Source organism: Variovorax sp. 278MFTsu5.1, from assembly GCF_048305045.1.
GTDB lineage: Bacteria > Pseudomonadota > Gammaproteobacteria > Burkholderiales > Burkholderiaceae_C > Variovorax > Variovorax guangxiensis.
Map to the genome: position 1 here is coordinate 6347185 of NZ_CP157622.1, position 20178 is coordinate 6367362.

Consider the following 20178-nt stretch of genomic DNA (forward strand, 5'->3'; position numbering starts at 1 on the left):
TCAGGCCTTCTTGGGACGCTTCGCGCCGTACTTGGAACGCGACTGCTTGCGGTCTTTCACGCCTTGCAGGTCGAGCGAACCGCGAACGATGTGGTAGCGAACACCGGGCAAGTCCTTCACACGACCACCGCGGACCAGCACGACGCTGTGCTCCTGGAGGTTGTGGCCTTCGCCGCCGATGTAGGAAATGACTTCGAAGCCGTTGGTCAGGCGGACCTTGGCGACTTTACGCAGAGCCGAGTTCGGCTTCTTCGGCGTCGTGGTGTAGACGCGGGTGCAGACGCCGCGACGTTGCGGCGAGTTCTGCATGGCAGGGCTCTTCGAATTGATCTTTTCGACCGTTCGACCCTGACGCACCAGTTGATTGATGGTTGGCATGAATTAAAAAGTCCCCAAAACGAGAAACGCCCGGCCCTGGCTGTGAAGCCACCCTTGTCGTGACTCAAGGAGGCCGGGAATGACGAAAACGTGAAACCCTTCGGAAAATTCCGAAAAGCCCACGAGTATAGCAAAGGAGCCCCGAAACGGCAAAGTCGGCTGCCGCGGATGCCCGCCAGCAGCCCTTGCTCAGCTCTTTTCCCTACCCCGGCTTACTTGATCCAGAGGCGCAGGGCGTCCCAGGCGCGGCCGAGCACGCCGGCCTGCTCGACCGGCTCCAGGGCCACCAGCGGCACGTCGGCCAGGGGCTGGTCGTCCAGCGTGACCTTGAGCGAGCCGACCGCCTGATACTTGGTGAACGGCGCCACAAGCGGGTCGGGGCGCGACACCTGGGTCTTGATCTTGTTGGCCGAGCCCGTCGGCACGGCCACCACGATCGGCTCGGGGCGGCCCAGCTTCAGGACGTTGGCCTTGCCCTTCCACACCGCCGGCGTGGCCGCCGGCTGGCCGCCGTCGAACAGGCGCACGGCGTCATAGGCCGTGTAGCCCCAGTTCAGCAGCTTCTGCGACTCGTTGGCGCGCACGGTCTCGCCCGTGGTGCCCAGCACGATCGACAGCAGGCGGCGTCCGCCCGTCAGGTTGGGAAAGTCGCGCTTGGCGGTGGCGATCATGCAGTAGCCGGCCGCTTCGGTATGTCCGGTCTTCAGGCCGTCGACGGTCGGATCGCGGAACAGCAGCAGGTTGCGGTTGGTGTCGTTGGTCGAGGGGGTGCCCGGGTAGCGGTACTTCTTGATGGCGTAGTACTTGGCTTCCTCGGGAAAATCGCGCACCAGGCGGGTCGCCAGGATGCTCAGGTCGCGGGCCGTGGTGGTGTGGCCGGGCGCCGTCAGGCCCTCGGGGTTCTTGTAGGTGGTGTTCTTCATGCCCAGCGCCTTGGCCTGGGCGTTCATCATTTCGACGAAATGCTCCACCGTGCCGCCCACGCCTTCGGCCAGCGCGACCGTGGCGTCGTTGCCCGACTGCACGATCAGCCCCTTGATCAGGTCTTCCACCGGCACCTGCATCTTGGGGTCGATGAACATGCGAGAGCCGGGCATCTTCCAGGCGCGGGGACTGACCGGCAGGGTCTGGGTCAGCGTGATCTTCTTGGCCCGCAGCGCGTCGAACACCACGTAGGCGGACATCAGCTTGGTGAGCGAGGCCGGCTCGACCGGGCTGTCGATGTCCTTCTGGGCCAGGATCTGGTTCGCGGTCACGTCCAGCAGCAGATAGCTGCGCGCGGCGATTTCAGGCGGCGCCGGCATCTGGGCGGCGGTGATCAGGCTGAAGGAGGCGGCGGCGGTAAAGACCAGCGTGCGAAGCACGCCAAGAAAACGGTTCATTGGGAGTTCGGAAAGAGACGAAAACAAGCCGAAGAGGCTTTCAAGCGATGTCCGCGCGCAGATGGCGGACGACCAGACCCTTGAGCAGCGGCAATTGTCCGTGAAAGAAATGACCGCCCCCGGGGATGACTGTGACAGGAAGTGACTGCGGCCGCGCCCAGTCCATCACGGCGGACAGCGCCACCGTGTCGTCGGCCTCGCCATGGACCACCAGCGTGCGCTCATGCGCCTCCAAGGGCAGCGCCGCCACGTTGTTGCGCGCGGCGGCCGTGCCCACCAGCACGATCTGCCGGATCTCGCGCCCGGCCCATAGCTTTGCGACGGCACCGCTCGCGACGAAGGCGCCGAAGGAGAAGCCGGCGATCGCCACCGGTCCCTCGGGCGCGAGCTGGCCGACGACATTCAGCATGTCCTCCAACTCGCCGCGCCCCTCGTCGTGCACGCCTTCGCTGGCACCCACGCCGCGGAAATTGAAGCGCACCGTGGTCCATCCGCTGGCGACGAAGGCACGCGCGAGCGTCTGCACCACCTTGTTGTCCATGGTGCCGCCGAACAGCGGATGCGGATGCGCGATGACCGCGATTCCGCGCGGGGTTCCGGCGGGCTGGTCGCGCTGAACCTCGATCGCGCCGGCGGCGCCCTGGAGGCTGATCTTTTCGGTCTGGGAATTCATTGGCGCAGGTACGAGCAGGGGGCCGGCGTAAAAGTTCAGCGTCCGACGTTCGGGGGCAGCAGCAGCCGCTCGACGACCTTGCCGTTCTTCAGGTGCGACTCGACGATCTCGTCGATGTCCTCGCTGTCGACGAAGGTGTACCAGACGGCCTCGGGGTACACCACGGCCACCGGCCCGCCCGCGCAGCGGTCGAGGCAGCCTGCCTTGTTGACGCGCACCTTGCCGGGCCCCGATAGCCCCTCCTCCTTGACCTTCGCCTTGCAGCGGTCGAAGCCTTCCTGAGCGTTGTGCATGGCGCAGGAGTCCTCGCCGTTCTTGCGCTCGTTCAGGCAGAAGAAGATGTGGCGGCCGTAGTAGCCGGACGGTGCGGCTGAGGTGGAGCTGGGCATCGGCGGATTTTAGTGACCACCCTCGCTACCCTCGCTCCGACCGAGCAATCCGCACACACTCAACTCGTCGGAGCCGCACCGGACCGCCCGCGGCGCGACAGGGCCGCCACCACGTAGACCATCACCGCATAGGGCCACACCCAGCCCAGCCACTGCGCCAGCCCGTGGAAGCGGATGAAGCGCCCCTGCTCCCACGTGGCCAGCGTCTGCGCGAAGTACGCGCTTTCGGGAGCCTGGTTCAGCAGGCTCAGCTGCAGCACCAGCCCCATCAGCAGCAGCGCCGCGCACAGGCGGCGCGGCGCGAACAGCAGCAGCACGCCGGCGAAGAGCGCCGCCGCCATGCCGACCTGCACCGGCAGCCCGAGCCAGGCCCAGGCGTGCTCGGGCCCGTAGCTCAGCGCCGCCGAAAGCGCCGAGGCCGCAATGCCCGACAGCAGCGTCAGCGGCAGCAGCACCGCCCGCTGCACCACCGAGCGCGCCACCAGATAGCCCAGCAGGCAGGGCACCAGCGCGCCCAGCATCACGCACAGCAGCTCGACCGCCGGCACCAGCGGCTCGAGCTCGAACTGGCGCAGTGGCAGCCAGTCGATGAAGGGCGTGTCGAGCAGCCATTCGGAAATCGCAACCTCGAGCCGCTCGAACACCTGTCCCAGCCCGAAGGTGACGGCCGCCGGAAAGAGCAGCGCGAAGGGCCACAGCGCCAGCAGCACCAGCGCGCCGCGCGAATCCTCGGCGAACCACTGCGAGCGCGCGCGGCTCCAGTGCGCCACCGCACCCAGCCGCTCGAGCCCCGCCGCCAGCACGGCGCCGACGATCGCGCCGGCAGTGTTGAGCCCCAGGTCCACATTGGAAGGAATGCGCGCCGGCAGGTAGCTCTGCAGCGTCTCCATGGCGAAGGAAACCGCCGCTCCCGCCACGGTGGCGCGCAGCACCGCAGGCCATACCCCGGCGGCGCGCCCCGTGCGCAGCACCGCCAGCGCGCACAGGAAGCCGAAGGGCACGTAGCCCGCGACGTTGACCGCGAAGTCGAAGCCGGTCCAATATTTCGGCCAGGGCGCCGAGAGATACGCCCAGGGCGCGATTCCCTGGTCGCGCCAGTCGGCGAACGGATAGAGGCTGGCGTAGACGATCAGCGCCCCGTAGGCGAGCGCCAGCGGGAGCGCGGCTGACTTGTGCTGCGGCCGATCCACCGTGGGCATCGGTGCGCGGCTCAGAACGGCTTGACGACCACCAGGATCACGATGCCCAGCAGCAGCAGCACCGGAAGCTCGTTGAACCAGCGGAACCAGCGGTCGTTGCGCCGGTTCTCGCCGGCCGCGAAGCGGCGAAGCAGTACCGCGCAGCCGTGGTGGTAGCCGATCACCACCAGCACCAGCGCCAGCTTGGCGTGCATCCAGCCGTTGCCCGGGCCGCGCCCGATGCCGTAGCCCAGCCAGAGCCACAGGCCGAAACCGATCGCGGGAACCGCCAGGAAGGTCGTGAACCTCAGGAGCTTGCGCGCCATGAGCAGCAGGCGCTCGCGCTCGGCCACCGATTCGGGCGGAACCATCGCCAGGTTCACGAAGATCCGCGGCAGGTAGAACAGCCCCGCGAACCAGCTTGCAATGAAGACGATGTGTAGAGATTTGACCCAGAGCATGGCGGCAGTTTAGTGGCGCCCTCTCCGCGGCAAAGCCCTGTTTTGGGGCAGCCTACTCGTACGACAGGCAAAAAAAAGCCCGACGTCTTCACGTCGGGCTGGGAAGCCCTTTTGCTGTCACACATCAAGGCACCCGCTCAGGGAGGAAAAGCGGGGGGCGGCAAGCCGCCCGCGTCAGAATTTAACAAAGACGAAACAAGGTTTCAAGCGACTGCGCCACTTTCTTTGACATTTAAAGCAAAAAACTGAAAACCTTGGTTGTACTAATTTCCGTAGTTGTAGGACAACCGAACGCCCGTGCCGAGGAGTCGTAAACAGTCGCTTCAGGCACAATTTTGGATATATGACGTCATCATCTTCCCCCCTGGCCATGTTCCCCGCCGGGCGGCCGCGGCGCCTGCGCCGCGACGCTTTCACCCGCAACCTGGTGCGAGAGCACGCACTGACGGTCGACGATCTGATCTACCCGGTGTTCGTCCAGGAAGGCGAGAAGCGCCGTGATGCCGTCCCCTCGATGCCCGGCGTCGACCGCCTGAGCCTCGACCTGCTGCTGCCCGTGGCCGAGCAATGCGTGGCCGCCGGCATTCCGGTGATGGCGCTCTTCCCGGTGATCGACGCCAGCCTCAAGACGCCCGACGGCCGCGAGGCCTTCAATCCCGACGGGCTGATCCCCCGCGTGGTGGCCGCCCTGAAGGCGCGCTTTCCCGAACTGGGCGTGATGACCGACGTCGCCCTCGACCCCTACACCAGCCACGGCCAGGACGGCCTGCTCGACGACACCGGCTACATCCTCAACGACGCGACCGTCGAGGTGCTGGTGAAGCAGGCGCTCGCGCAGTCGCAAGCCGGCGTGGACATCGTGGCGCCCAGCGACATGATGGACGGCCGTATTGGCGCCATCCGCAACGCCCTCGAGGCCCGCGGCGACATCCACACCCGCATCATGGCCTACAGCGCCAAGTACGCCAGCGCCTTCTACGGCCCCTTCCGCGACGCGGTCGGCTCGGCCGCCACGCTCGGCAAGGGCAACAAGAAGGTCTACCAGATGGACCCGGGCAACAGCGACGAGGCCCTGCGCGAAGTCGCCATCGACATCGCCGAGGGCGCCGACATGGTGATGGTGAAGCCCGGCATGCCCTACCTGGACATCGTGCGCCGTGTGAAGGACCAGTTCCGCGTGCCCACCTTCGCTTACCAGGTGAGCGGGGAGTACGCGATGCTCAAGGCCGCCGCCCAGAACGGCTGGCTCGACCACGACGCCGTGGTGCTCGAAAGCCTGCTGGCCTTCAAGCGCGCCGGCGCCGACGGCGTGCTGACCTATTTCGCGCTCGACGCCGCGCGCCTGCTGCAGAAGTAACGGCGCGCCGGCAACCGGGCATGCGCATCTTCGAAATCAACCGGTCACAGGTCAGCGAGCACGCCGCGCTGGCGCCGCTGGCCGTGCCGGGCGCCTGCGGCGCCAGCGGCTACCTCTGGATCTCGCTCACGCGGGACGAATTCCGGGCCTCGCTGGCCGAGGTCCAGCAGATCCTGCAGACGCTGTGCCTCACGCAGCTGGTCGACCTGCATGTGGCCGACCTGCTCAACGACCAGCTGCCCTCGCACTACGACTACACCTCGCTGTACGACGTGCTGGTGTTCCGGCGGCTGGCCAACGGCCAGGGCCAGGCGGCGCTGGGAAACGGCAAAGGCAATGGCAACGAGGCGCCGCCTGCCCCGGTCTCAGCCACCGCGTCGCGCCAGCCCCGCAGCGGCCCGCCCGTGCTGCGCCGCGTCGACACCCGGCCGGTGGGCTTCGCCGTGTTCGACCGCGTCCTGCTGTCGGTGCACCCCGAGGATGGCGCGGTGCGCGACGCCTTCGCCGCCCGGCTGCTGGCCGCGGCCTCGGCCGACGGCGCCACCCCGGCGCTCGACGTGCGCGCCACCTCGGCCCGCCTGCCGACCAGCCCTTCAGACCTGATGCTGCGCGTGATCAACCAGATCGTCGACGGCTACCTCGACCTGCGGCGCGAGCTCACCAAGCAGCTCGACCACTGGCAGACCGAGCTGATCGACCCGCGCAGCCGCTTCACCAACTGGGGCGCGCTGATGGAGGCGCGCCAGTCGCTGCACCACCTGGACGAGATCTGCGAGGACCAGCGCGCCGCCATGCAGGACTGGATCGACTCGCTCGAAACGCTGCCCGTGCCCAAGGGCGAGACGGAGCAGCGCGAGCGGGAACTCATCATGATCCGCAGCCGGGACGTGCTCGAGCACATCGAGCGCGTGGTGCACCACGTGCACCGGCTGGAGCAGAACGCCGAGACGGCCGTGCAGATGCACTTCAGCGTCCAGGGCCACCGCGCCAACGACATCATGCGGGTGCTGACGGTGCTCACCGCCGTGTTCCTGCCGCTGAACCTCATCGCCGGCATCTTCGGCATGAACTTCGAATTCATCCCGCTGGTGCACAAGGCCGACGGCTTCTGGATCGCGATGACATCCATGCTGGTCATCGCCGTGCTGCTGGTCGTGATCTTCTGGCGCAAGCGCTACCTCGCCCGCACGCGCTGACACGCCGACGCTCCAGATCTGTCGCGCCAAAGAAAAGGGCCACGCTTTCGCGTGGCCCTTTTCGATTTCGACGACCCCAGCGGGGCCGCTCCTATTACTTGGCGACGGCGCCCGAACCTTGCTGTGCCTGAACGCGAGCGTCCATCGGGTGCTGCATGGTCGAGATGACCTTGCTGTTCACGCGCGAACCGGAGGTCACGTTCTGGTCGGGAGCGTAGGCGGTGCGAACGGCTTCGGCTTCCACGATCGAGCGGTCCTTCGACACGGCAACCGTTTCCGCGCCGCGCGAACCGCGCACGACGTTCTGGTTCGGAGCAGCGGCGGTGCGCACGGCCTCGGCGTTGACTTCGTCGCGGCTCTTGGTCGAGACGGCGGTGTTCACGCCTTGGTAGGTTTCAGCCTGGGCGCCGGTGGCGGCGAGCAGGGCGAGGGTGGCGGCTGCGAGGATTTGCGAGGTCTTCATGGTCATTTCTCCTAGGGTGTTCTCTGGATGGTTCGTCCACCAGGCCTGCTGGTTCGCGAGCCTGTGCGGCGAGTTTCCGGGGGAACGGCGCTGCCAGAACACCCGGTTCAGAGACACCGTGTTTCCTCTATTGAAACAATGGCGACATGAAGGCATGCAAAACAAAAAGCCGGGCCCGGTTTCGCACCGGCCCGGCCTTGCCCGAGAGGACAAACTTCCGGCCTAGCGCCTGGCGCCCTGGAATTGCGGCGGCACTTCGCTGTTGACGAAGGCGCGGCGGTCCAGGTTCTGGTTCGGCGCGTGGGCGGCGGCCACGGCCTCGGCGCGAATCGATGCCCGGTCGAGCGAACTGGGCCGCGAGGTCAGGGGCGCGGCGACCACGTCGCCGTAGACATTCCCCTCCCGCGCCGCGGCGTCGGCACCGGCGGCCACATCGCTGCGGCTGGTGACGGCCTTGAGCGGCTGCACCGGCTCGAAGCCCTGCGCCAGCGCGCCGGAGGCGGCAAAGAGCGACAAAAGGGCGGCGGCGACGATGTTCGGGGTCTTCATTTCAGTTCCTTCCAACGGCCCAGCCAGGCTGGCGACGTCGGCATGTAACGCAAGTGTCGCCCAAGCCAGCTAGGAAAAACCCGGGAGAATCGAACCATCGCGTTCCCAAAACGGAAACAATGGACCCATCCACATGGACAGTCTCGATCTGATCAGAACCTTCCGGGAGGTCGCCTCGCACGGCAGCTTCTCCCAGGCAGCCAAGAGGCTGGATATGTCGAAGGCCACCGTCAGCAAGTATGTGGCCGAGCTGGAAACCCGCTTCGGGGTGCGTCTTCTGAACCGCTCCACCCGCTCCGTAAGCCTCACCGACGCCGGCCAGCTGCTGCTGGAGCGCAGCACCCCGGTGCTGGAGATGGTCGAACTCACCCAGTCCGAGCTGCAGGACCGCGCCAGCCAGCCGGGCGGCCGGCTGCGCATCTCGGCGCCGCACGGCATGGGCAACGGCGAGTTCCCGAACCTGCTGGCCGACTTCATGCGCTACTACCCCGACGTGAGCATCAGCCTGCAGCTGACCAACCGCACCGTCGACCTGGCCGAGGAAGGCATCGACGTCGACATCCGCAGTGGCCCCGTGGAAGACGCCAACCTCATCGTGCGCAAGCTCCGGCTCATGGAAATGGTGGTTTGCGCCTCGCCCATCTACTGGAAGAAGCACGGCAAGCCCGAACACCCGCGCGACCTGGCCAGCCACGAGGCCCTTACCCACTCGCTGCTCGGCGCGCAGCCGGTATGGCGCTTCGACGACGGCGGCCAGCCGCTGGACGTGCACGTCAAGAGCCGCATGGACTGCACCGAGGGCGCGCCGCTGATCCGCGTTGCGATGCGCGGATTCGGCGTGATCTACCTACCCTCCATCCTCGTGCAGTCGCACATCGAGCACGGGGAACTGGTGCCGGTGCTGCAGGGCTACACGCGCAAGGACATGTGGCTTTCGGCCGCGTACCTGCAGCGGCGCCACAACAGCGCCGCGCTGCGCGCGCTGCTCGATTTCCTGCAGACCCGCGTGGGCGACGGGCCCGGCCTGAAGCGCAAACCGGCGTCCTGACAATGAAAGAAGCCCGGCATGCACCGGGCTTCCTTCATTCGCGGGAAGGCCTCAGCCGAGGTGCTTCGCAAAGAAGGCCAGCGTGCGCTCGCGCGCCAGCTTGGCCGCGTCGGCGTCGTACGAACCGCGCTGGTCGCAGTTGAAGCCGTGGCCCACCGGGTAGACGTGCACTTCCACTTCGGGATGCGCCTTCCTGAACGCCTCGACGGTGTCCAGCGGAATCCAGTGGTCCTGGTTGCCGAAGTGGGCCAGTACCGGCACCTTGGGCTGGCGTGCCGTTTCCTCCGGCGAGGTCATGCCTCCGCCGTAGTAGGGCACCGCCGCCGACAGGCCCGGCAGCAGCGCGGCAGCGCGCCAGGTCAGCAGGCCGCCCCAGCAGTAGCCGACGATGCCGACCTTGCCCGCCTTCGACGCATAGGCGATGGCAGCTTCGATGTCCTGCAGCACGCCCGGTGCCGGCAACGCCTCGACCGCTGTCTTCAGGCCGAAGCCGTTCTTCATGTCGTCTTCCGAGTAGCCCAGCTCCACGCCCGGCTTCACGCGCTGGAAGGTCGAAGGCGCCACGGCGAGGTAGCCCTCGGCCGCGTAGCCGTCGGCCACCGAGCGGATGTGCGAGTTCACGCCGAAGATTTCCTGCACCACGACCACCGCGCCGCGCGGCTTGCCCGACGGCTCGGCCACGTAGGCGGGAAAGCTCAGGCCGTCCTTGGCCTTGAGATCGATGAATTGACCCATGTTGTCTTGCTCCTTGATGGCATCCGAAGAAAAGAAGGGATGCCGGGGTTACGGGCGCAGCGCGCGCTCGACGAAGTCGAGACGGTCCTGCCCCCAGAAAATCTCGCCGTCGATCACGTAGCTGGGCGCGCCGAACACCTGGATGTCGATGGCCTCCTGCGTGTAGGCCTCGTAGCGCTCCTGCACCGCCTGGCTCTGCGACTGCTCGCCGCGCTTGGGCGACAGCCCGCATTCGACCACCAACGAGTCGAGCACCTTCGGATCGCCGATGTTGCGCTCCTGCACCCACACGGCCTGGAACACCGCCGCGCACATGCGCATGGCGGCCTCGGTGCCGTCGTGCATGTCGACCGCGATGATGACGCGCGCCGCGTCGTCGCCGGCCACCGGGAAGAACTTCGGCTTGACGTTCAGCGGCAGCCCCAGGTGTTTCGAGTAGCGCGCCAGGTCGACCAGCCGGTAGGCTTGCCGCTGCGGCGCCCGCTTGCCCAGCGGCAGCCCGCCCGACACCGGGAACACGCTGCCCATGTCGATGGGCCGCACCCGTACCGTGGCGCCCGCGGCCGCGGCGATCGCCTCGAAGCGGGAATGCCCCAAGTAGGTCCACGGGCTCTGGGGTGCAAAGTAGTAGTCGATGGTCTTGCCGGTGCTCATGTGCATGCCCCGATGATGTAATCCAAGCCAGTCGTTTTAACTGACACGCAGTTTCTCTGCAGGAGGTAGGTTTTGGACCAGGTGCTATTGATCACGGGCGGCGGCCGCGGTATCGGCGCGGCCACTGCCCTGCTCGCCGCCAGCCGCGGCTACGCGGTGGCCGTCAACTACGCCACCAATTCACTGGCCGCCGACGAGGTGGTGCGCACCATCCGCGACGGCGGCGGCAACGCCATGGCCGTGCAGGCCGACGTGGGCGACGAGGCCCAGGTCATCGCCATGTTCCAGAAGGTCGACGCGCGCTTCGGCCGCCTCACCGCGCTGGTCAACAACGCAGGCGTGGTCGACCAGATGGCACGCGTCGACGAGATGAGCGTCGCCCGGCTGGAGCGCATGTTCCGCATCAACGTGATCGGCAGCTTCGTCTGCGCACGCGAGGCGGTGCGGCGCATGAGCACGCGCTATGGCGGCTCGGGCGGCGCCATCGTCAACATCTCCAGCGGCGCCGCGCGGCTGGGCTCGCCGGGCCAGTACGTCGACTACGCCGCGAGCAAGGGCGCCATCGACACCTTCACCATCGGCCTGGCCAAGGAAGTGGCCGAGGAAGGCATCCGCGTCAACGCGGTGCGCCCCGGCCTGATAGATACCGAGATCCACGCCTCCGGCGGCCTGCCCGACCGCGCCTTCGAGCTCGCGCCCACGGTGCCGATGAAGCGCACCGGCACCGCCGAGGAGATCGCCGGCGCCATCCTGTGGCTGCTGTCGCCCGAGGCGAGCTATACCACCACGGCCTTGCTCGACGTCACTGGAGGCCGTTGAGCATGAGCACGTCGATGGACCTGATCAAGCCGCTGGTCACGCTGGTGGCCATCGTCAACCCGCTGGCCATCGTGCCCTTCTTCATCCACTACACGCAGGGCTACAGCGACGCGCAGCGGCGCCACACGGTGCGCATGTCGGCATTCAGCGCCTTCGTGGTCATCGCGGTGAGCGCGCTGCTGGGGCTGCAGCTGCTGTCCTTCTTCGGCATTTCCATCGCGAGCTTCCAGGTCGGCGGCGGGCTGCTGCTGCTCATGAGTTCGCTGTCGATGCTCAACGCCAAGCCGGCCGAGAGCAAGACCAACGTGGAGGAGCTGCGCGCCACCGAGGTGAAGGCGTCGATGGGCGCGTCGATCGCGGTGGTGCCGCTCACCATTCCGCTGCTCACCGGACCGGCCACCATCTCCACCGTGGTGATCTACGCCGACAAGGCGCAGCACCTGTGGGAGCTCGCGATCCTGGTCGGCTACGGCGTGGTGGTGGCGCTGGCCACCGCCCTGGCCTTCTCGCTCGCGCAGCCGATCGCGCGCGTGCTGGGCAAGACCGGCATCAACATCATGACGCGGTTGATGGGCCTGATCCTCGCCGCGCTCGCGGTCGAGGTGATGGCCGACGGGCTCGGCAAGCTGTTCCCGATCCTGAACAAGCTCGGCTGAAAAAGCCTGCAGCTGGTTCAGGCCAGCATCTTCTCGATGATCTTCCAGTGCGCCGGCTCCACAGGCGTGATCGACAGCCGGTTGCCCTTGCGCAGCACGACCAGGTCGGCCAGCTCGGGCCTGGCGCGCAGCTCGGGCAGCGCCAGCAGGCGCGTCTTGCGCAGCGCCTGCACGTCCACCAGCAGCCAGCGCGGATCGTCCTTCTTCGACGCCGCGTCGTAGTACGGCGACTTCGCGTCGAACTGCGTCGGATCGGGCTTGATGCCCGAGGCCACCCGCGCGATGCCGGCGATGCCCGGCTCCGGGCAACTCGAGTGATAGAACAACACGCCGTCGCCGACCTTCATGCCATCGCGCATGAAGTTGCGTGCCTGATAGTTGCGCACGCCGGTCCAGGCCACGGTGGCATCGGGCGCGGCGAGCGCATCGTCGATCGAGACCTCGTCGGGCTCGGATTTCATCAACCAGTACTGGGGCATTGCGGGCTCTTCAGCGTAGAAGTTCGCCGCGAATATAAACCTCGACCAACCTGCATGCCTTCATCGCGGAACACCGCGGAACCGGCTTTGCCGGGCCGCAGGTGTTGCCCCCGGCGAGGGGGTGTGCGCAGCGACACGAAGTGCGCGAAGCATGGGGGAGTGCCGGATTACGGTGTCACATAGTCCGAAACCACGACCCATTTCCCGTCTTTGATCTGCGAGAGGCGGGATTGATCGTTCCCGAGGCGCTTGGTGGCCGTGTACGTGCTCTTCGGGCTGCCGAACATGTCGGGCTCGAAGGTCATGCTGTCCATGGCCTTGATGAAGCTGTCGGTCGTGAGGTTCGGGCCGGCCTTGGTGGCGGCCTTGATGAACGAGTCGATGATCACGTAGCCGTACACCGAGAACACGGTCGGGTCCTCGTTGAACTTGGTCTTGTACTTGTTGGCCCAGAAGCGCAGCGGCTGCGACTGCTCGTCGGTGTAGGGGTTCTGCACCGTCATGGTGGCGTAGACGCCGTCCATCGCCTTGCCGCCGAGCTTGTGGATCAGGTCGGTATAGGCCGCGCTCGAGCCCAGGAAGGTCGGGTTGAAGCCGGTCTTGCGCGCCTCGCCCACGGTGCCGATGGTCTCGCGGATGATGGTGCCGAGCACCACGAGGTCGCAGTTGGCGGCCTTCATCTTCGCGACCTGCGAGCTGAAGTCGGTGGCGCCGCGCTTGAACGATGTCTTCTCCGTCAGCTCCATGCCCGCCGCCTTCAGGCCCGCCTCGGCGCCGCGCTGCACCTCCAGGCCGAACTCGTCGTCCTGGTAGATGGTGCAGACTTTCTTGGCGCCCTTGTCCTTGATCATCTTCGGCAGCGCCAGCCGGATCTGGTCGTAGTAGGTGGCGGCGAACGAATACTTCAGCCGGTTCAGCGGCTCGTACATCTCGCGCGCCGCGGTGATGGGCATGTAGTTGATGACGTTCTTGTCGAACTGCACCGGCATCGCCGCCATGTTCTGCGCCGTGCCGATGTGGCCGGCCATGATGAAGATCTTCTCCTGGTTCACCAGCTTCTGAGCCGCCAGCACCGCCTTCTTCGGGTCGTAGCCCGAGTCCTCCACGAAGAGCTTGAGCTTGCGGCCGTTGACGTTGCCCTGCTCGTTGAGCTCGTCGACGCGCAGCTGCATCCCGTTGCGCGCCTGCTTGCCGAAGCCCGCGAGCGGACCCGACAGGTCCTGGATGGTGCCGATGCGGATCTCGTCCTTGCTCACGCCCTGCTGCTGCGCGGACGCGAGCGTCGCGGTCAGTCCCAGCACGGCCAGCGTCGTCAGTGTCTTGAGCTTCATGCGGTTGTCTCCTCGGGTTGGCGAAAAAAACGGATCTGCAATGCCGGTCAGCGGTACATGGCCTCGATGCGCTGCTCGTATTTCGTTTGCACCAGCTTGCGCTTGAGCTTCATCGTCGGCGTCAGCTCCTCGTCCTCGGCGCTGAGCTGCGTCTCCAGCAGGAAGAATTTCTTGATCTGCTCCACGCGCGCGAACTTGGCGTTGACGCGGTCGATCTCTCCCTGGATCAGGTCCTGCACTTCCTTGGCGCGCGTCAGGCTCTCGTAGTTGCTGAACGGCACGTCGTTGTCCTGCGCGAATTTCTCGACGTTCTCCTGGTCGATCATGACGATCACCGTGAGGTAGGGCCTCCTGTCGCCGATGACCACCGCATCGGTGATGTAGAGGCTGAACTTGAGTTCGTTCTCCAGTTCGCTGGGCGTCACGTTCTTCCCGCCCGCGGTGATGATGATGTCTTTCATGCGGTCGGTGATGCGGAAATACCCGTCCTCGTCCATCACGCCCACGTCGCCGGTGTGCAGCCAGCCGTCGGCGTCGATGGTCTCGGCCGTCTTCTCCGGCAGGTTGAGGTAGCCCATGAAGACATTGGGGCCGCGCACCAGGATCTCGCCGGTGGCGGGGTCGACGCGCACCTCGTTGTAGCTGGTGGCCGGCCCGATCGAGCCCGGCTTGATGCGCGCGGCCGGCACTGCGGTGGAGGCGCCGCACGACTCCGTCATGCCCCACACCTCCAGCATCGGCACGCCCAGCGCCAGGTACCACCTCACCAACTCCGGCGAGATGGGCGCCGCGCCCGTCACCAGGAAGCGCGAGCGGTGGATGCCGATGAGCTTGCGCGCGTTGTCCAGCGCGAGCGCGCGCGCCAGCCTGAACTTGAGCTTCAGCGCTGCCCCCACGGGCCGGCCGGCCAGCACGCGGTCGGCGATCTCCCCGCCCACGCCGATGCTCCACTTGTAGGCGGCCTGCTGCAGCGGGCCGGCCTCCTTCAGCGCGATCATCACGCCCGAATAGAACTTCTCCCAAACGCGCGGCACCGCCGTGAACACGGTGGGCGCGATCTCGCGCACGTTCTCGGGTACCGTCTCCGGGTTCTCGACGAAATTGAGGATGGAGCCTGTGTACATCGCGAAATACTCGCCGCCCATGCGCTCGGCGATGTGGCACAGCGGCAGGAAGCACATGCGCTCGTCCTTGTCGTCCTGCGCCACCAGCGTGTTGTAGCCGCGCGCGGTGTAAACCAGCCCGGCGTGGCTGTGCATCGCGCCCTTGGGCTTGCCGGTGGTGCCCGAGGTGTAGACGAGGATGGCCAGGTCCTCCGGGCGGCAGGCCGCGACCGTGCGCTCCACCGCCTGCGGGTCGGCCGACAGGCGCTCGCGGCCGAGGGCACGCAGCGCGTCGAGGCTCATCACGCCGGCGTCGTCGAGCTCGCGCAGGCCCTCCATGTCGAACACGATCACGCGGCGCAGCCCGGGCAGGCCGGCGCGCACCTCGAGCGCCTTGTCGAGCTGTTCGTCGTCCTCCACGAAAAGCACGGTGGTGCGCGAGTCCTCGCACAGGTAGTGCACCTGAGAGGCCGCGTCGGTCGGGTAGATGCCGTTGGACACGCCACCGCAGCTGAGCACCGCCAAGTCGGCGAGCACCCATTCGATGACGGTGTTCGACAGGATCGACGCGCACTCGCCCGGCGCGAAGCCGATGGCCTGCAGCCCCGCCGCGATCTCGCGCACCGCGTCGGCGGTCTGGTGCCAGCTCCAGCTGCGCCAGATGCCGAGCTTCTTCTGCCGCATCCAGATGTTGTCGCCGCGCTGCTTCACCGCGTTCCAGAACATCGCCGGGATGGTGTCGCCGGGCACGACCACGTCGAGCTTGGGCGCGAAGGTGTTCAGGTCCCAGAGTCCTTGCTGCATGGCGGCTATCTCCAGGTCTTCTTCTTTTTCCAGCGCCGCTCGCCGCGCACGCCGTCGTCCTTCATGCCGAGGTAGAACTCCTTGATGTCCTCCTTCTCCCTCAGGCGTTCGCAGGAGTCTTCCATCACGATGCGGCCGTTCTCCAGCACGTAGCCGTGGTCGGCGGCGTTGAGCGCCATGTTGGCGTTCTGCTCCACCAGCAGGATCGTGGTGCCGCGCTCGCGGTTGATGCGCACCACGATCTCGAAGATCTCCTTCGTCAGCTTCGGGCTCAGGCCGAGGCTCGGTTCGTCCAGAAGAATCAGGTGCGGCGCGGCCATGATGGCGCGCGAGATCGCCAGCATCTGCTGCTGCCCGCCCGACAGCAGGCCCGCGTCCTGCGCGGCCCGCTCGCGCAGGATCGGGAAGTATGCGTAGACCGTCTCGATGTCGCGCGCCACGCCATCGCGGTCCTTGCGGGTGTAGGCGCCCATCAGCAGGTTGTCCTTCACCGACAGCAGCGGGAACACCTCGCGCCCCTCGGGCACGTGGCTCAGGCCCTGCTGGACGATGTAGGCCGGGTCTTTCGCGGTGATGTCCGCGCCCTGGAACTCGATGCTGCCCTTGCGCGGGTCGATGATTCCCGAGATGGTCTTCAGGATGGTCGTCTTGCCCGCGCCGTTCGAGCCGAGCACCGTCACGATCTCGCCCTTGCGGACCTTCAGGCTCACGCCCCTGATGGCCTTGATCGGCCCATAGGCGCTCTCGACGTTCATGAGCTGGAGAACGATGTCGCTCATGCCGCCACCCTCCTCAGGCTGCTCACGTCGTCCACCGTGCCGAGGTAGGCCTCGACAACACGAGGATCGGCCTGCACTTCCCCCGGAGAGCCAGTAGCAAGCACCTCGCCCTGGTTCATGGCGAGCACCCGGTCCGACACCTTCGATACGAGCGACATGTCGTGCTCGACCATCAGCACCGACACACCCAGCTCATGCTGGATGTCCTGGATCCAGAACGCCATGTCCGCCGTCTCCTCCACATTGAGGCCGGAGGAAGGCTCGTCGAGCAGCAGCAGCTTGGGCTCGGTGCACAGCGCGCGCGCCAGTTCCACCACCTTGCGCACGCCGTAGGGCAGGCCCGCCACCATCGAGTCGCGATGGTGCTGAAGGTCCAGCAGGTCGATCACCTGCTCGGCCTTCTCGCGCGCCGCGATCTCCGCCCGCCGCGTGGCCGGCGTGAAGAACACCTCGCTCCAGAAGCCCGTCTGCCGATGCGTGTGGCGACCGATCAGCAGGTTGTGCAGCACCGTCGCATGCTCGAACAGCTCGATGTTCTGGAAGGTGCGCGCAATGCCCAGCGCCGCGATGGCGTGCGGCGCCTGCTGCGTCAGCGCGAGTGGCCCGCCCGGCTCGCCATGCCACTCGATCGCGCCGGTGGTCGGCGTGTAGATGCGGCTGATGAGGTTGAACACCGTCGTCTTGCCCGCCCCGTTCGGCCCGATCAGCGTGAACACCTCGCCGCGGCGCACGTCGAAGCTCACCTTGTTGACCGCGAGCACGCCGCCGAAGCGCACGCTCAGCTCCTTGGCCGAAAGAAGAATGTCGCCGCCACTCATCTCAGACGATCCGACTTGGTGAAGGACTTCTGCCGCTTGAAAAGGCCCTTGCGGTAGAACGGAAAGAGCTGCAGCCAGGTGCGGATCTTCAGCCAGCGCCCGTACAGCCCCAGCGGCTCGAACAGCACGAAGGCGATCAGCACCAGCCCGTACACCAGCCCCTGCAGGCCTGGCGCCTGGCCGATGGCTTCCGGCAGCCAGTCCTTGCCGATGGAGATCAGCTGGGGCATCGCGATCAGGAAGATCGCGCCCAGGAACGCGCCGTGCACCGAGCCCAGCCCGCCGATCACCACCATCAGCAGCAGGTCGATGGACTGCAGGATGCTGAACTGGTCCGGCGAGATGAAGCTCAGCTTGTGCGCATAGAGCGCGCCGCCCAGCCCGGCGAGCGCGGCCGAGATCGCAAAGGACATCGTCTTGTAGCGCGCCAGGTGGATGCCCATGCTCTGCGCCGAGATCTCCGAATCGCGGATGGCGACGAAGGCACGCCCGGTCGGCGAACGCAGCAGGTTCAGGATGCCCAGCGTCGCCAGCACCGCCACCACCAGGCACAGGAAGTAGAAGCCCTCCCCCGAGCCCAGCGACCAGCCGAAGAGCTGCGGCGACTTCACGTGCAGGCCGGCGTTGCCGCCCGTCATGCTCTCCCAGCGCGCGAACACCTCCTCGACGATGAAGCCGAAGGACAGCGTCGCGATGCCTAGGTAGATGCCCTTCACCCGCAGCGCCGGCAAGGCCACGACCACGCCCACTGCCGCCGACAGCGCCGCGGCGGCGACCAGCGCCAGCGGAAACGGCACGCCGATGTTCGTCAGCACGCCCTGCGTGTACGCACCCGCGCCGAGAAAGGCCGCGTGCCCGATGGAGAACTGCCCCGTGAAGCCCGCCAGCAGCATCAGCCCGAGGCCGACGATGCCGTAGATCAGCACGAAGGTCAGCTGCGCGAGCCAGTACTCGTCGATGATCCACGGCGCCGCGAGCAGGAAGGCCACCAGCAGGCCGTACCAGAACACATGGCCGCCGTGGCGGGCGAGGCGGATGTCCTGGTCGTAACTCGTTTTGAAGATGAAGCGCATGGGATGTTCAGACCTTCTTGCGCAGCTTTTCGCCGAACAGGCCGTTCGGCTTGATCATCAGCATCAGCAGCACCACGATGTACGGCGCCGTGTCCTTGAAGCCGTCGGGCAGGTAGAAGCCCGCGAACGACTCGACGATGCCGATCACCAGCCCGCCGACGATCGCGCCCGGCAGGCTGCCGAAGCCCCCCACCACCGCCGCCGGAAAGGCCTTCAGCCCGATGAAGCCCATGTTCGCGTGCACGAAGGTGATGGGCGCCAGCAGCATGCCCGCGATGGCCGCCACCGCCGCCGCAAGGCCCCACACCAGCCCGTTGAGCCGCTTCACCGGAATGCCCATGTAGTAGGCCGCGAGCTGGTTCTGCGACGAGGCCTGCATCGCGATGCCCAGCTTGCTGTAGCGGAACATCGCGAACAGCAGGCCGCACAGGATGGCGGTGGCCACGATGATCACGAACTGCTCCAGGTTCACCACCAGCTCGCCCAGCTTCCAGATCTGGTCCTTGTAGGGCACGGCCAGCGTGTGCGTCTCGGTGCCGATGCCCGGCACCATGGTGACCAGCCCGCGCGCCACGTAGGCGATGCCGATGGTCAGCATCACGATGGAAAACTGCGGCTGCCCGAGGATGGGCCGTATCACCACCAGTTCCAGCAGCACGCCGAAGGCCGCCATCGCCACCACCGCGAGGATGGCCGCGAGCCAGAACGGCATGCCGAACAGCGACATGCCCGCGAACGCGCCGAAGGCACCGAGCATCATCAGGTCGCCCTGCGCGAAGCTCACCGTCTCGGTGGCCTTGTAGATGAGCACGAAGCCCAGCGCGATCAGGCCGTAGATGCAGCCTTGCGCAATGCCCGACAGCAGCAGCTGGAGAATCTGCATGGACTCTGTTCCGCCGCGTTCATTGCCGGGTGAAGCCGCCGCTGCCGCCGGCCGCGTCGTGCAGCACGAGGCGGCGCGAGCCGGCCACGATGTCGCTGGGCTTGAGGCCGTAGACCTGGCGGATCGAATGGCTGAAGTGCGTGGAGTCGGGGTAGCCGGTGTCGAGCGCGATGTCGGTCAGCGTGCTGCTCTGGCGCACGTAGCGCAGCAGGCTGCGCGCGCGCTTCCAGGCCCGGAAGGCGCGGAAGGCCATGCCGGTCTCCTGCTTGAACAGGTGCAGGAAACGCGAGAACGACAGGTGCACCGAAGCCGCCCACTCCTCCGCGGAGGCCGGCGAGGCCGGGTCGGCGTTGATGGCGTCGGCCACCTTGCGGATGCGCGCGTCGAGCGCGCGCTGCGCGAGCGGCTCGCCGAAGAACATGGTGTCGAAGTCGAAGCCCTCGAAGTTCATGCCGCGCGCCGAGGCCGCGAGCAGGTTCGCATGGGCATCGCGCACGCGCTGCACGAAGGCCGGCGCCTCCACCGGGCCGCAGTGCTGCAGGAAAGCCGGCATGCGCGCGGGGTCGACCGATTCCGACTCGATCAGCAGATTGAAGATCAGCGGATGCGCGGTCTCCACCTCGTGCGGCACGTGCGGCGGCACCACGATGAACTCGCCGCTCATCCAGGCCCCGCCGCCGATGCGGATGCGCGTGGGCGGCGCGCCAGCGGGCGACACGTACACGCCGTGCCCGCCCATCGTGCGCTCGGCAGCCGCACCGAGCAAACCGGCGTAGAACACGCGATGCGGCGTGAGCCACATCAGGCGTTCGCCTTGCCTCTCGGCACCGCGCGCGGGCGGCGGCGTCGTCCTCGTTCGCTGCATGGTGCTTGTCTCCTGCATCGGTGGACTGCCGCTTCGTGGCGGCGTCCTTTGTTGGCTGGATCGTAGCGGCGCGGGCCGCCTGCGCGATATGGGTTTGCGCCGATT

At 66.9% G+C, this 20178-nt stretch carries 23 protein-coding genes; 5 read left to right on the top strand and 18 right to left on the bottom strand.

Translation table 11 applies throughout. From position 1 onward, the window contains the following. The 6 genes from rpsL to ABL844_RS29620 all read right to left on the bottom strand — a co-directional run bounded on the left by rpsL (position 1) and on the right by ABL844_RS29620 (position 4461). Entirely contained in the window at positions 1-378 is a 378-nt protein-coding gene (gene rpsL / locus ABL844_RS29595) for a 30S ribosomal protein S12 (RefSeq protein ID WP_013543948.1), read from the bottom strand. Between the two features lie 212 nt (positions 379-590). After that, positions 591-1760, bottom strand: coding sequence for a D-alanyl-D-alanine carboxypeptidase family protein (locus ABL844_RS29600; RefSeq protein WP_418129854.1), 1170 nt, complete (start codon positions 1758-1760; stop codon positions 591-593). A 40-nt stretch (positions 1761-1800) separates the two neighbouring features. Next, positions 1801-2433 carry an alpha/beta hydrolase gene (locus ABL844_RS29605; RefSeq protein ID WP_418118222.1) on the bottom strand — a complete coding sequence of 211 codons (633 nt, stop codon included), beginning with the start codon at positions 2431-2433 and terminating at the stop codon, positions 1801-1803. 35 nt (positions 2434-2468) lie between these two features. Continuing rightward, positions 2469-2822, bottom strand: a complete 354-nt coding sequence (locus ABL844_RS29610; RefSeq protein ID WP_369660553.1) for a (2Fe-2S) ferredoxin domain-containing protein — start codon at positions 2820-2822, stop codon at positions 2469-2471. A 59-nt stretch (positions 2823-2881) separates the two neighbouring features. Further along, the gene (locus ABL844_RS29615; RefSeq protein ID WP_126025514.1) at positions 2882-4021 is read right to left on the bottom strand and encodes a VanZ family protein; all 1140 of its coding nucleotides are present in this window, start codon (positions 4019-4021) and stop codon (positions 2882-2884) included. Between the two features lie 11 nt (positions 4022-4032). Beyond that, positions 4033-4461 carry a CopD family protein gene (locus tag ABL844_RS29620; RefSeq protein ID WP_176664998.1) on the bottom strand — a complete coding sequence of 143 codons (429 nt, stop codon included), beginning with the start codon at positions 4459-4461 and terminating at the stop codon, positions 4033-4035. A gap of 343 nt (positions 4462-4804) precedes the next feature. Between ABL844_RS29620 and hemB the strand changes: the two genes are divergently transcribed. Further along, positions 4805-5818 (top strand): porphobilinogen synthase, encoded by a 1014-nt coding sequence (gene hemB / locus ABL844_RS29625; protein WP_240650835.1) that lies wholly within the window; start codon positions 4805-4807, stop codon positions 5816-5818. Positions 5819-5838: 20 nt separating this feature from the next. After that, complete coding sequence (locus ABL844_RS29630) at positions 5839-7014, top strand: magnesium transporter CorA family protein (protein ID WP_418129855.1); 1176 nt, start codon at positions 5839-5841, stop codon at positions 7012-7014. Between the two features lie 94 nt (positions 7015-7108). Here ABL844_RS29630 and ABL844_RS29635 read toward each other — a convergent pair whose 3' ends face one another. Both ABL844_RS29635 and ABL844_RS29640 read right to left on the bottom strand, forming a co-directional pair. Continuing rightward, complete coding sequence (locus ABL844_RS29635) at positions 7109-7477, bottom strand: DUF4148 domain-containing protein (RefSeq protein WP_418129856.1); 369 nt, start codon at positions 7475-7477, stop codon at positions 7109-7111. A gap of 222 nt (positions 7478-7699) precedes the next feature. Further along, entirely contained in the window at positions 7700-8026 is a 327-nt protein-coding gene (locus ABL844_RS29640; RefSeq protein WP_418129857.1) for an alpha/beta hydrolase, read from the bottom strand. Positions 8027-8159: 133 nt separating this feature from the next. Here ABL844_RS29640 and ABL844_RS29645 point away from each other — a divergent pair, with 133 nt between their 5' ends. Next, positions 8160-9074, top strand: a complete 915-nt coding sequence (locus ABL844_RS29645; protein ID WP_184639774.1) for a LysR family transcriptional regulator — start codon at positions 8160-8162, stop codon at positions 9072-9074. Positions 9075-9125: 51 nt separating this feature from the next. On the opposite strand, the gene ABL844_RS29650 is transcribed toward ABL844_RS29645, so the two are convergent. Together ABL844_RS29650 and ABL844_RS29655 are read right to left on the bottom strand one after the other, a co-directional pair. After that, positions 9126-9809: a dienelactone hydrolase family protein gene (locus ABL844_RS29650; protein WP_184639772.1), complete on the bottom strand. Its 684-nt coding sequence runs from the start codon at positions 9807-9809 to the stop codon at positions 9126-9128. Between the two features lie 48 nt (positions 9810-9857). After that, entirely contained in the window at positions 9858-10463 is a 606-nt protein-coding gene (locus ABL844_RS29655; RefSeq protein WP_369660550.1) for a 2-hydroxychromene-2-carboxylate isomerase, read from the bottom strand. A gap of 72 nt (positions 10464-10535) precedes the next feature. Here ABL844_RS29655 and ABL844_RS29660 point away from each other — a divergent pair, with 72 nt between their 5' ends. Beyond that, entirely contained in the window at positions 10536-11282 is a 747-nt protein-coding gene (locus tag ABL844_RS29660; protein WP_126025507.1) for an SDR family oxidoreductase, read from the top strand. 2 nt (positions 11283-11284) lie between these two features. After that, positions 11285-11938: a MarC family protein gene (locus ABL844_RS29665; protein ID WP_019657800.1), complete on the top strand. Its 654-nt coding sequence runs from the start codon at positions 11285-11287 to the stop codon at positions 11936-11938. A 17-nt stretch (positions 11939-11955) separates the two neighbouring features. Here the strand turns inward: ABL844_RS29665 and ABL844_RS29670 are convergent, their stop codons facing one another. From ABL844_RS29670 to ABL844_RS29705, 8 genes are all read right to left on the bottom strand, one after another. Continuing rightward, positions 11956-12417: an EVE domain-containing protein gene (locus tag ABL844_RS29670; protein WP_418129858.1), complete on the bottom strand. Its 462-nt coding sequence runs from the start codon at positions 12415-12417 to the stop codon at positions 11956-11958. A gap of 167 nt (positions 12418-12584) precedes the next feature. Then, complete coding sequence (locus ABL844_RS29675) at positions 12585-13748, bottom strand: ABC transporter substrate-binding protein (protein WP_184639767.1); 1164 nt, start codon at positions 13746-13748, stop codon at positions 12585-12587. A 47-nt stretch (positions 13749-13795) separates the two neighbouring features. After that, positions 13796-15655: an AMP-dependent synthetase/ligase gene (locus ABL844_RS29680; protein WP_418129859.1), complete on the bottom strand. Its 1860-nt coding sequence runs from the start codon at positions 15653-15655 to the stop codon at positions 13796-13798. 5 nt (positions 15656-15660) lie between these two features. Further along, on the bottom strand, positions 15661-16434 hold the full coding sequence (locus tag ABL844_RS29685; RefSeq protein WP_126025503.1) for an ABC transporter ATP-binding protein: 774 nt from the start codon (positions 16432-16434) through the stop codon (positions 15661-15663). Then, the gene (locus ABL844_RS29690) at positions 16431-17252 is read right to left on the bottom strand and encodes an ABC transporter ATP-binding protein (protein WP_126025502.1); all 822 of its coding nucleotides are present in this window, start codon (positions 17250-17252) and stop codon (positions 16431-16433) included. Before ABL844_RS29690 ends, ABL844_RS29685 begins: the two co-directional genes overlap by 4 nt. Continuing rightward, positions 17249-18325: a branched-chain amino acid ABC transporter permease gene (locus ABL844_RS29695; protein ID WP_126025501.1), complete on the bottom strand. Its 1077-nt coding sequence runs from the start codon at positions 18323-18325 to the stop codon at positions 17249-17251. Before ABL844_RS29695 ends, ABL844_RS29690 begins: the two co-directional genes overlap by 4 nt. Positions 18326-18332: 7 nt before the next feature. Beyond that, positions 18333-19208: a branched-chain amino acid ABC transporter permease gene (locus ABL844_RS29700; protein WP_019657793.1), complete on the bottom strand. Its 876-nt coding sequence runs from the start codon at positions 19206-19208 to the stop codon at positions 18333-18335. Positions 19209-19227: 19 nt separating this feature from the next. Then, on the bottom strand, positions 19228-20073 hold the full coding sequence (locus ABL844_RS29705; RefSeq protein WP_184639764.1) for a helix-turn-helix domain-containing protein: 846 nt from the start codon (positions 20071-20073) through the stop codon (positions 19228-19230). Between the last annotated feature and the right edge of the window lie 105 nt (positions 20074-20178).